The 11,947-nt window shown below is 32.2% G+C and carries 12 protein-coding genes; 2 read left to right on the forward strand and 10 right to left on the reverse strand.

Annotated elements, in window-relative coordinates:
• Positions 1-12: 12 nt before the first annotated feature.
• The 9 genes from IJE13_RS03185 to IJE13_RS03225 form a co-directional block, all read right to left on the reverse strand.
• Positions 13-876, reverse strand: a complete 864-nt coding sequence (locus IJE13_RS03185) for a hypothetical protein (protein ID WP_292776990.1) — start codon at positions 874-876, stop codon at positions 13-15.
• Positions 824-1,246: a transcriptional regulator FilR1 domain-containing protein gene (locus tag IJE13_RS03190; RefSeq protein WP_292776992.1), complete on the reverse strand. Its 423-nt coding sequence runs from the start codon at positions 1,244-1,246 to the stop codon at positions 824-826. The genes IJE13_RS03185 and IJE13_RS03190 overlap by 53 nt, the downstream gene beginning before the upstream one ends.
• An 811-nt stretch (positions 1,247-2,057) precedes the next feature.
• On the reverse strand, positions 2,058-3,332 hold the full coding sequence (locus tag IJE13_RS03195) for a proteasome-activating nucleotidase (protein WP_292776993.1): 1,275 nt from the start codon (positions 3,330-3,332) through the stop codon (positions 2,058-2,060).
• Positions 3,333-3,645: 313 nt separating this feature from the next.
• The gene (locus tag IJE13_RS03200; RefSeq protein ID WP_292776995.1) at positions 3,646-4,152 is read right to left on the reverse strand and encodes a multiprotein bridging factor aMBF1; all 507 of its coding nucleotides are present in this window, start codon (positions 4,150-4,152) and stop codon (positions 3,646-3,648) included.
• A 247-nt stretch (positions 4,153-4,399) separates the two neighbouring features.
• Positions 4,400-4,819, reverse strand: a complete 420-nt coding sequence (locus IJE13_RS03205) for a DUF356 domain-containing protein (protein WP_292776997.1) — start codon at positions 4,817-4,819, stop codon at positions 4,400-4,402.
• Positions 4,820-5,204: 385 nt separating this feature from the next.
• Positions 5,205-6,431 carry a hypothetical protein gene (locus IJE13_RS03210; protein ID WP_292777011.1) on the reverse strand — a complete coding sequence of 409 codons (1,227 nt, stop codon included), beginning with the start codon at positions 6,429-6,431 and terminating at the stop codon, positions 5,205-5,207.
• Positions 6,432-6,490: 59 nt separating this feature from the next.
• Complete coding sequence (locus IJE13_RS03215) at positions 6,491-6,988, reverse strand: hypothetical protein (RefSeq protein ID WP_292776999.1); 498 nt, start codon at positions 6,986-6,988, stop codon at positions 6,491-6,493.
• Between the two features lie 298 nt (positions 6,989-7,286).
• Positions 7,287-8,426, reverse strand: coding sequence for a TIGR04083 family peptide-modifying radical SAM enzyme (locus IJE13_RS03220; protein WP_292777001.1), 1,140 nt, complete (start codon positions 8,424-8,426; stop codon positions 7,287-7,289).
• Between the two features lie 54 nt (positions 8,427-8,480).
• On the reverse strand, positions 8,481-8,699 hold the full coding sequence (locus IJE13_RS03225) for a TIGR04165 family Cys-rich peptide (RefSeq protein WP_292777003.1): 219 nt from the start codon (positions 8,697-8,699) through the stop codon (positions 8,481-8,483).
• Positions 8,700-9,042: 343 nt separating this feature from the next.
• Between IJE13_RS03225 and IJE13_RS03230 the strand changes: the two genes are divergently transcribed.
• Positions 9,043-9,822 carry an ABC transporter permease gene (locus IJE13_RS03230; RefSeq protein ID WP_292777005.1) on the forward strand — a complete coding sequence of 260 codons (780 nt, stop codon included), beginning with the start codon at positions 9,043-9,045 and terminating at the stop codon, positions 9,820-9,822.
• Between the two features lie 41 nt (positions 9,823-9,863).
• Positions 9,864-11,114 (forward strand): ABC transporter ATP-binding protein, encoded by a 1,251-nt coding sequence (locus tag IJE13_RS03235; protein ID WP_292777007.1) that lies wholly within the window; start codon positions 9,864-9,866, stop codon positions 11,112-11,114.
• Positions 11,115-11,241: 127 nt separating this feature from the next.
• Here the strand turns inward: IJE13_RS03235 and IJE13_RS03240 are convergent.
• Positions 11,242-11,947 (reverse strand): glycosyltransferase family 2 protein (locus IJE13_RS03240; protein WP_292777009.1); only part of this gene is annotated, 706 nt, incomplete at its 5' end.

Raw genomic sequence — 11,947 nt, forward strand, 5'->3', positions numbered from 1 at the left:
ATAAATAAAAAATTATACTATTTCATTCTTGAAAAACCTATAGAACCTATAAGCATCATTTAAATTGGATTCACCATCTAAAAGAAGCATTTGAGAATTGTCAAACACTACATCGTCATAAAAAAGGAATAATGAACCAAAAACATCTGTGACCGTGAAGAAGATATTTGGCATGTCCTCGACAATATAAAGATTGATCTTTTTATCCCTCATCAAACTCCTAAACAATTTTTCATTATCCGATTTAATAATTAAATCATAGATATTTTTTGTAGTGATTATATCCAAATAGCCATCATGCTCAATTAATGCTTCAGCAATAGCATCCATAAAGAGTTTAGAGAAAACTGGCAAAATCATGCAGATATAAGTAGATTTCCTAATGTTTTCCAAATACATATTAATAGGCTTTGCGAATTCTGTAATTGTTGATTCAACTAATGTAGAACCATAGAAAATGGACAATTCCTTTAAAAATTTGTTAGGAATAGACCTTAAGGAATGATTTTCACTAAATTCTTCAAAATAATTAATATTATCAAAATAGAACATCAGATTTTCCAAATTTTTCACAAGCAAAAAGCCTATTGATGAGATGACATACAATTTATTTGGAAGTCTTTCGATTAATTTACAGGACATCAATTCATTCAGCCCTCTGGAAATATTTCCTGATTTTCTATTGAACTCTCCCTCCAATTCCTTTATTGATTTGGAGGATTCATACAAACTAAACAATAATCTCAATCGCAATTCAGAGCTGACAACAAATTTCAGTAAGTTAAAATCTGCCAAATCACATATTCCTTCAAAGAACTCTTCACTAATAATTATCCCCCCTTCCGTTAGGATAAATAATGTCTTCCAATGACACATAAGGCCCACATAATTGTTCATATTCTTCAAAAAGCTTTAATCCGAAAGTTATAGCTTCAGGATTAGTTGAAACCAATACTGAATTTTGATTGAATTGCCCTGATTTAGTATAGAAAGCCAAAACTAAACATTTGTCAGAAACTGTAAATGCAAATTGGATATTATGGTCATTAGGCTTTAATTTGACAAATCTATTCTTAATTCCAGGGCTCTTTGGAACATAATCTATAATGAAATTTTTTACAGCTTCAGAAACTTCATCAGGAAGTATCAATTCGACAGTGCAATCATTATCTATCCAATAGCTGATAATGTCATGATGCCTTGGATGGAAATATGGAAAAATTCCCTTTAAAAATTTAAAACCCATCAAAGAACGTTGAAATATCTCAGTAGCCTTAAATAAATCAGTGCTGGTGGATTCAATTAATCTAGACCCATCCAGAGCAGATAAATCTTTTATGCTATCTATATTAATATCTAAAAGAGAGCGATTTAGAAAATCAGCATTTTCTCTTAAAAACTTAGCAGATTTGTTAAAATAGAGAATATTAATTAATTTTACCCTTGTCTTATTATACAAATAAAACTTATCGTCTATATTATAAATAAATTCTTTTTGCTCTAGCTTGTTTATATTGTCAAGAATTGAACTATAACTATAATCTGTTTTCGCTTCTATCTGTTTTATTGAAGCACTAGAATTGTATAAACAGCCTAATATCTTTAAACGAATCTCAGAGTTAATCAAAAACTTAATGTCCTCTTGAAACTTAAGGAAATTTTCTTCATTAGATAGATTTGTCAAACTTTTACCTCCTTCAATTGTTAATAATAGTTATATAATAAAATGTATTTAAACTTTTTAATTGTTCAACAATTTTAGAATAAAAATGATAAATAACTTGTTTAGCAAAAATTTACTGAAAAATATTCTGAAAAAATTTAAATTTGTTTAAATGATTTAAAAAAAGAAATAAGAATAAAATGGCCTCAGATCGCCCATCATTCATCACGTATCAGAGCTCATAGGGTTCATCACAGGCCATTATATGATTTTTACTAAGTTAAAGAATAAAATTAAAATTTAAAAATAAATGATTTTTGAATTAAAAAATATAAAAAATAATGTAAAAATAAAAGAAAAATAATCAGATTATAAAATAAAGCAATATTTGGAATTAACCAAACATCACTCCACCATTGTCATCTAATTGACCTTCCTTATTTTTACCTAAAATCTTATTGATAGCATCCTCAAAGTCTGCCATAATGATATGGTCTCTTTCTTCACGGATAGCAAACATACCTGCTTCTGTACAGATAGCCTTTAAGTCTGCACCAGCGAATCCTTCAGTAAGGGCAACTATATCATTGAGATTGATTTTAGAATCCAAGTTCATCTTCTTGGTGTGGATTTTAAGGATTTCAAGTCTGCCTTCTTCATTTGGAGCTGGAACTTCAATGAATCTGTCAAATCTTCCAGGTCTGAGCAATGCTGGATCTAAGATATCCGGTCTGTTGGTAGCACCAATGATACCTATATCTCCACGGGATTCAAATCCATCCAATTCTGCAAGCAATTGCATAAGAGTTCTTTGAACTTCCCTATCTCCACTGGTGGAACTTTTAAGTCTTTGTGCAGCTACTGCATCAAGCTCATCGATGAAGATGATACTTGGTGCCTTTTCCTTAGCAAGCTCAAACACTTCTCTAACCATTCTTGCTCCTTCACCAATGTATTTCTTAACGAATTCAGAAGCAACAACCTTAATGAATGTTGCATTGGTTTCATTAGCTACTGCCTTTGCAAGCAAGGTCTTACCGGTTCCAGGAGGTCCATACAATAGGATACCTTTAGGTGGGTCAATACCGACCTTTTCAAACAATTCAGGGTGTTTCAAAGGCAATTCAACGGTTTCCTTGACTTCAATGATTTGATCATCCAAACCACCAATAACATCATAGGTTACATCAGGTTTGGTGTCAATTTCCATACCGGAAACATTTGCATCCTTTTCAGATGGCAATACTTCAACAACACCGAAGGTTTGTTGATTTAAAGCTACTCTTGAACCTGGTTTCAATAACTTTTCATCCAAGAACTTGGAATAGTTAATGAGGAAACTTGGTCCAGTACTGCTTTTTACAGTCAATCTTGAATCATCAATGACTTCAGTAATGGTAGCCAATATAAGTGGAGGTGATCTGAATCTTTCAACTTCACCTCTTAATGATTTTAACTCTCTTTCTAAACGAATCTTTTCATTTTCAGTTAGAATCTTGTCTTTTTCAAGCTTTCTAACCTTCCACATGAGATTACGTTTGGTTTTTGTATTTTCTGCTTTTAGCAAATCAAGTTCTTTTTGAAGTTCTTCAACAGTTTTAGGCTCATCTACTTCTTTTATTTTAGTAGGGCTTGGGATATTTTGAACTTCATTTGGAGAATCTTCCATAATACACTCCTCCTTTAAATTAGTTATCAACTATATAAATTTTAAATTTAGTTTTCAAATGTACTAATTAATTTTATATCATATTTTTACAACAATTTTACATTTTAAGTATAGATAGAGATTATAATAATTGTTATATATCATAATTCTATTTGAATCTAAATATTCGTAGATTATAAAATAATTTATACATAGTAATATATAAAGTTTTTCTTAATTTAAGTAAGAAAAATAATTTCATTAAAAATTAATCTAAAAAATAGAAAAAAATAGAATATTAATCATGAAAAAATGAAATTGAAATATTGCAAGATTATTTCCTTTTGATCTTTACAATACTTCCTAATGTATTTGGACCTGATGCAGAACTTTTAAATGATTCCAAATCCATTTCATCATATTTTTCAATGATAGTGATGCCCAAAGTCTTTTCGAACTTTTTAGCTAATTTAATGTCCGGTTCCATCTTTCCAGATTCAATTCTGTTGATTACTGAAACCTTTTCATACATCTTAGCACCTAATTCTTCTCTTGTCCAACCTTTAGATTCCCTTGCCTTTCTGATTAATACATTGTAATCTTCTACAAGCTCATCCATAGGTTCTTCTCTGCGTCTTCTTTGAACATTCTGCCTGTTTGCTTGAGGTCTCTTTTGAGGGTTGCCCTTTTTGTTTCTTGAAACGAATTTCCTCTCAAGAGGAGTGTCCTTTTGAACTCTTCCGAATTTAGAACATTCCTTGCAAACTTCTAAAACTGAACCATCTATTTTTGTTCTTATAGGTCTACCTTCTATAGGTTTACCACATATTTCACAATTCATGTTTAAATATATGATTTTTGAATTATTTAATACTTTTTAATTAATTTTAATATCTTATTTACTGAGTTAACTTAAAGATAGACAAGAAAAATGAAAATGAGAATGGTTAAAATTAAAGCTAAAAAATGGTGGAAAATAGCAAAAAAGTGAAGAATTATAAAAAATAGTAAAAAAAATTCAAAATATTTTTGGTCAAGGTTTTTAGCCGAAGTTTAAAAAGCTTGGCAGAAGGCTAAAAAGCTTGGAGTTAATTGTAATCATTTACAGGTTCTTTGCTTCCACTTTTACTGGTCTTATAATCTTTCATTTGGGTTGATTGCCTTTTGCCAGAATAATAGCCCTTGAATATAGGTGCATTGTTCACTGTCTTATTAAGTTCCCTATAATCATCATAGTCATTGCTTATTACAACGATATGTGCCGGAGGATGAATCTTCTTGACTTGAACGATTGCTGTGGAGGTATCCTCTTTAATTCTGAATGCGGTAGCCACCTGTGATTTGGTTCTTAATGGTGCCTTCAATATGTTTTCAACTATCTTATCAGCATATTTTGCATCTATCTTCTTAGGTTTTGTAATTAAGTTCAAATTCGCGTGTCTTTCAAGATCTGCAATTGCATTAAGAATTTTTGAATTGTTTTCTCCTCTAATCAATACCAAAGCCATATTATCCCTATAAACATATAATAAAAAAATAAAAAAATGATTTGTATTATTCAATAATCTATTATTAATTTATATTTTTTTATTTAAATATATTACTATTAAAAACTAATTAAATCCAAAAATAAACACAAATATTTAAAATATTGAATAAAAACAAATGAATATCTAAAAAAATTGAATAATAATTAATTTTAATCAAATAAATAGAAAAATAAATAAGAAACAATAGAAAAACTGAATGAATTAGTAAAAAATTTTAAAAAATCATATGAAAAAAATATAAAAAATGGAAAAAAGTAAAAAATAAAACAGTTAAGAGCTATACTCCTAACAAGTGATAAGAATTTTGGTCCAGGTTCTACGGACTGAAGTCCGTGAAGCTGGTTTATGAAACACGATCTCTGAATGATTTCAACAATCTTGTTCTGAATACCACCAAGACTATTAAAACAAATCCTATTGCTGTCTGAATGGAACCTAAAATTGTAAGCACAATGGAATTGATAGGCAAGTTCCATGCAGGGGAAGTTCTTCCATTAGGCAATGGATTATAATATACACCTACAGCACGAACGTCAGGCTTTACATTCAAATCGCTTGGCTCCACATAGTCAACACCAACAATAAGACCATTGTTGATACCCTTATTTATGGAACCTGCTATAGACGAAGCATTATAACCGTACTTCTTGACTGATGCCTTTACCACTTCGCGGGTAATATCGGACAGGCCGGCCTTTTCACTTCCATAAACGGAAACTGAAACGGCATCCTTGGATATTGTAATCTCATCAATCAGAACATCTGTAGCGGAACGAACCTCCAATTCATGATTGCAGATTGGACAGACATTATAGTTTTCCGCATCAGGATAACCGGTAGCCCAACCACAGTTCAAACATGCTTTGGAGTAGTTTTCATCCATTGGATAACCAGTGGTATTGACTTCCTTCGGTACGAACATGTCTCCAGTGCTGATTAGTGAAACAAGGTTTACTGCACCCCCACCGTATTTCTCACCGGAATCTCTAGCCACTTCTTCCATAGCTTTACCGACGATATAGGTAGCAGGATAACCGTCCCTAATCATTTTGCCGATGTTTACTGCAGTTTCTCTACGTACACGGTCTGCAGTACCTGATTTAGGGTTACCTTCACTGTTCCTTAAGTGAATAATAGCTCCTTTGGAGCCTTGAGGTAATTGTACGACACCACCTTCATGGTGAGTGACTCTAATGGTTCCGGCATCATCCACAACAACAAGATAAGCATTAAAACTTCCTCCAATAGCTGCTCCCATTGAAGGCCCGCCAATAAGCAAACGAATACCCTCAAAACCTCCAGCTAAAGCAGCGGCAGCCGCTGGGCTTGAACCATGCTGCATTGCGCCAAGGGCATCAATAATCGCATAGTTCCTTTCTGTACTGTTACCTTCACCCCCGGAAAGCACAGCATAACCATCATTCTTTGACATGATGAATGATGATTGGAACATGTTGTTAGCAAAGGACATACTCCCTGCAGCAGCACCATTCGGATCCTCACCGCTTGGATCAGTAATGACAATTACGTTACAAGTGGCTGAAGCGGAAGCAATTACTGAAAAGAGCATTAAAACTAAAAACATCAAGCCAATGATTCTATTATAATTCTTACTCAAATTTTAACCTCCTATCCAGCAATGCTATAATTATAAACACTTGTTGATTTTTCAAGATTGGAACCATCAGTTGAAGTGGTCTTATTACCTGTAATATTGATAGTTGAGAAATCTTCAATAACTGTTACGGTGACAATACCGGTGTCCCTGTTTACGCTAACGTCAGCTCCTGCAATTGGAGCAATCTTGGTACCGGGGATTGTTGATCTTCGAACGAATTTCTCCGCATTCGCCTCGGCCTCAGTCACAGGCAGCTCCCGTATGGATGTCTTTAGAATGTCTCCATCGATATAACTGCCTTCTCTCAAACCGGAGTTTTGAACATTATAACGAATACTGTCAATAGGAACTATGTCATTTCCCTTAACAATTATACCTGCAATAGGTACCCCTTCAGCGACTTCAGCAGAGGATGCGTATGCCACATAGATAATCAATCTACCGCAAACAATTAAGATAAAAGCCAATAATAAAATTATTAAAGTGTCTCTCCTAATTTTAAAAAACATAACATGCCTCTATAAATATAAGTTTAAATTATTAAAATATTTTATAAATCAATTAAAAATTATATTAACTCTACAATCCACTTGGAATCATAAATAAAATATAATATAACTATTTATTTAATTTACATATTATTAATAGTTAACTATGAAAATAATTGAAATAAAGGTCTTAAATGGAAAAATAGTTAAAAAATAGTTAAAAATTGTAAAATAAAAATAATTGAAAAAAAGATTTATTACTTAGAGTTTTGGAAAGAATTTTGGTCAAGGTTTTTGGCCGAAGGCTAAAAAGCTTGTTTTATAATTTAGTCATCAGATCCATAATGGAGAAAGGCTCTCCTTCTTTTCTAACTCTTGGAGCACCACCGAATGCCGCCATTGCATTCTTTTTAAAATCTTTATTGGCTCTTCTTGAAACTTCACCGAAAATCATCTTATAGGCTTCACATTGGGGGTCAACAGCTCTTGGAGATTGAGTTGCTACAATTCCATTATAAGGACATCCTCCTCTGCAGAATTTAATGAACCTGCAATCTGCACAGTCCTCATCAACAAAACTCTTGAATTCCATCAATTTTTCCCAGGCATCGGATTTCTCCAATTCCTCCATGGAAGGCTCATCGTAAACATTTCCCATGATATATTCATCCATTCCAACAAAACGATAGCATGGATAGATTGAACCGTCATGGCCGACAGCAAGTGTGGTTCCCATGCAATCATTGAATGTGCAAAGGGTTCCCACCCTTCTGAGAGTGCTTTTTGCAATGTGGTCCAAGTCCATTATGACAAACTTATCCAAGTCATACAAGTATTTGTCTAACCAATCAATTAAGAGCTTCCCATGTTCATCTTGAGGAAGTGCCCACGGATCTGCATTGTCTCCACGCAAGGATGGCAAAGCTGCATGAATCTTTAGGTTTAAACCGTTTTGCTTAAAGAAATCATAGATTTCATCTGAGAATTCCTTTGAATATGAAGTGAAAGTACATACGAAATTAATCTGTATGCCATTGTCTGTAGCCAGTTTAACGGCTTTCATGGTCTTATCAAAGTAGCCTTCACCTCTTTGAAAATCGTTTATCTCCTTTGGACCGTCAATGCTTGTACTTACGGCAATATTGTATTTTGAGAAGAGTTTAGCCATATCCTCATCCAAAAGCCATAGATTACTTTGGAGGGAAAAACCTTCAGTTTCATGTGTGGTCGCATCATTAAGCATTGGAAGCGCCTTCTCATAGAATTCATAGCCTGCAAGCAAAGGTTCGCCACCATGGAATGTGAAATGGACAGGCTCATCTCTAAAATTGGCTAGCCACTTGACAATCTGATTGATAACATCAATATCCATCAATTCTGCATTTTCTTCAGAACCCCAACAGTAGGAACAGTTTGATGGGCATCCTAAAGTAGGTATGATCATTACATGAAAAGTCATTTAATCCCTCAAAATAGTGTATTTGCAAAGAATATCTTAAAAACGATTAAAATATTATAATTTTTTATTTAATTCACCAATCAAGTCTTTTTTCATGGTTTCCTCTTCGGACTTTTCCACATCCTTTCCGGTTTCAAAAACATATCCGCAATTGTCACATTTGAATTCCTTCAATTCAGCATGTGCATGATGATTGTCTATAAATCTTCTATGAGCAGTCTTGTCAGTAGAACCGCATTTTGGACATTTTGCCATTAAATCTTCAAATTTCATTTTATCTCTCCTTGATTTTTAAAATTTTGGAATAAAATATTTTCAATTATTATAATATTGTTTGTCATTATTAATATAATTTTAATCTTTAATATTTTCAAACAGCAATCTGAAAAATTATCTCCATAAATCATCTACAGTAATTATTTTAATAGCGTATAATTTCAAAACATGAAAAGTTTTGATAGAAAGCATCAAATTAAATAATATATAATTAAATATGATTAAAAAGATAAAAAAGTATATAAACTAAAATAATTAACTTAATAAATATATTAACACATATTTCATAAAATAATACTATAATCTTATATTATTTAATTATAATCAATAGGTTTAGACTATGACATTAGATATGCTAAAAAAAGGAACTAGTGAAAATTTTTTGCTGAAGCAAATCATTAAAAGAAATTTCACTACCAAATATAAAGATTCCGTATTGGGAATACTTTGGAGCTTTTTAAATCCATTAATCACAATGGTATTGCTAACAGCAATATTTTCTACATTCTTTACAAGAAGTATCGAGAATTTCCCTGTTTACTTTATGGCAGGCCGTTGTGTAATTGATTTCTTTAATAGTGGAACAAAAATAGCAATGAAGTCCATCAAATCCAATAGAAGTATTCTACAGAAGATCTACATTCCACGGTATATATTTGCAATAGGCGGAATATGTTCAGAATTCCTAAACTTTTTGATGTCCTTAATCGTTATGATAGCAATTATGATTGTTACTGGAGCTCCATTCTATTTAATGTCACTTTTAGCCATTATTCCAATTGCAACATTGGTCATACTCATTACAGGAGTTGGATTGATGTTAGCAATAGTATGTACCAAATTTACTGATATTGAATATCTATATAAAATCTTCACAAGCCTACTGGTATATGCATGTGCAATATTCTATCCTATGGACATTGTTCCACAACCTATCAGAGGATATATGGAACTTAATCCGGTATATGGGATTATTGCGCAATTCAGAGAATTTGTAATGTATGGAAGATTCCCTTCCCAAACAATAATGTTAACAACCATAGCATTCTCTATAATAATATTCATTATAGGAGTAATAGTGTTCGTAAAATATCAAAATAAGATCACATTAGAATTATAAATTTAAAAAGAATTTATTAAAGCCAAATAAGGAGAGATAATATGGAAAATAGAAATGAGGATAATAAAATAAAAACCAAGATCATTCCATCAGCCCATAATACATTTTCTCTCCAAGCAATTTTAAAGACTGAAACTGATGAAGCTTTGGCAAATCAGAACATTATTTGCAATACATATAATCTAAAGGAAGAAAAAATAAATTCTGAAAGATATGAAACCGACGATGAAGGCATATTTGAAATATTGTTTGATAATATTAAAGATGAAGATTTGGAAATTGAGCTTATTTTTGAAGGTAATGAAGAATACGAAAATACAACACTTATCACTTACTACTTTAAAGAATCTGAAGAAGAGAAAGAGAAAAAAGAGCTTGAAGCAAAAAAATCTGAAGAGAAAAAGGCAAAAGAAGAAAAAGCCCTTAAAAAACAAAAAAATAAGGAAAAGAAAGCAAAATTGCTTGAAGAATATAATAAAAATCAGAATTATCTTCAGACAACCAGTGATGATAATATTGCCATCGAATTAAAGAATGTAAGCTTAAGCTTTAAGATCGGCAATGATAAGATTGATAATCTGAAGGAATACGTCATTAGAACCATTAAAAGAAATAAGGAAAAGAAAACTCTTTTTAAAGCTACAGACAATGTTTCATTTAGAATCTATAAAGGTGAAAAGGTAGGAATCATCGGATATAACGGAGCTGGAAAAAGTACACTTCTTAAGCTTATTTCCGGAGTATATTCCCCTGATGAGGGAGAGATAATCATTAATGGAAATATCGCTCCTTTATTATCATTAGGTGCGGGATTTGACAAAAACTACTCTGGAAGAGAAAATATATTCCTAAATGGCGCAATTCTCGGATATGACGAAGAATTCCTAAAGGAAAAATATGATGAAATTTTAGAATTCAGCGAACTTGGAGATTTCATTAATTTAGCTGTAAAGAACTATTCATCAGGTATGTTATCCAAACTTGGATTTTCAATTGCTACAATCGTAAACCCAGATATATTGATTCTTGATGAAGTATTGGGAGTTGGAGACATTAACTTCAAGAAGAAAAGTAAGGAGAAACTTCGCTCATTAATTGAATCCAACACAACTGTACTGCTTGTATCACACACAATATCTGAAATAAGATCCATATGTGATAAGGCCATTTGGATTGAAAACGGAAAAGTCCGTGAGATTGGGGAAGTAAATTATATCTGTGATAAATATACAAAAGAAGCTAAGAATGCAAGTAAAGAGAAAACCAAAAAGTTAAAGCCAAAACGATTCTAATTATTTTTAATATCATTTTAGATTATAATAACCTTTTAGATTAGCTATTATTTTTAATAGCTATTCTTAATTATTAAAGAAAGATACAATACTATTTTTAATTATTAAAAGAAGATCATTGAAAAGTCTATTTCTTCAAAGTTCTAATAACTTTATCCTTAGTAATATTGAATAAGACAGTTACCCCATGAGTAATAGGGTCTTTTGTTGATCCATCAACATCATAACGGACAGTAATAGGAACCTCAACTATTTTTAAACCAGCTTCTGAAGCATCGACAAGCATTTCACTTTCAATGGCAAAGCCAGTATCCTTGAATCTGAAAACATTTCTAGATTTAGGTGAAAATGCTCTAAATCCACTTTGAGAATCTGTAACCTTGATTCCTGCAGAGATATTGGTCGCAATGTCTAAAATGGTCTGTCCCACTCTTCTATAAGCAGGAGTATTCTCATCACGGCCATTAATATATCTGCTGCCGTTGACCAAATCTGCCCCATCCTCAATGATTGGCTTGACCAAAACAGGGATTTCATCTGGATTATGCTGACCATCACCATCAATTGTTATGATGATTGAATCATCCTTAATGGCTTTAAAACCTGATTTAAGAGCTTCTCCCTTTCCTAAATTAACGCTATGGCTAATTACTCTAGCACCAGCTCCAATAGCCACTTCAACAGTTCTATCCTTACTTCCATCATCAACAACCAAAACCTCATCAACATGATTCAAGGCCTTAGCTATTACATCAGGTAAAGCGTCCTCCTCATTGTATGCTGGTATGATAGCCACTATCCTTGCCATTTTATCACTTGAAAAATAAAATAAA

Origin of the sequence: Methanobrevibacter sp. (genome assembly GCF_017410345.1) — an archaeon.
GTDB lineage: Archaea > Methanobacteriota > Methanobacteria > Methanobacteriales > Methanobacteriaceae > Methanobrevibacter.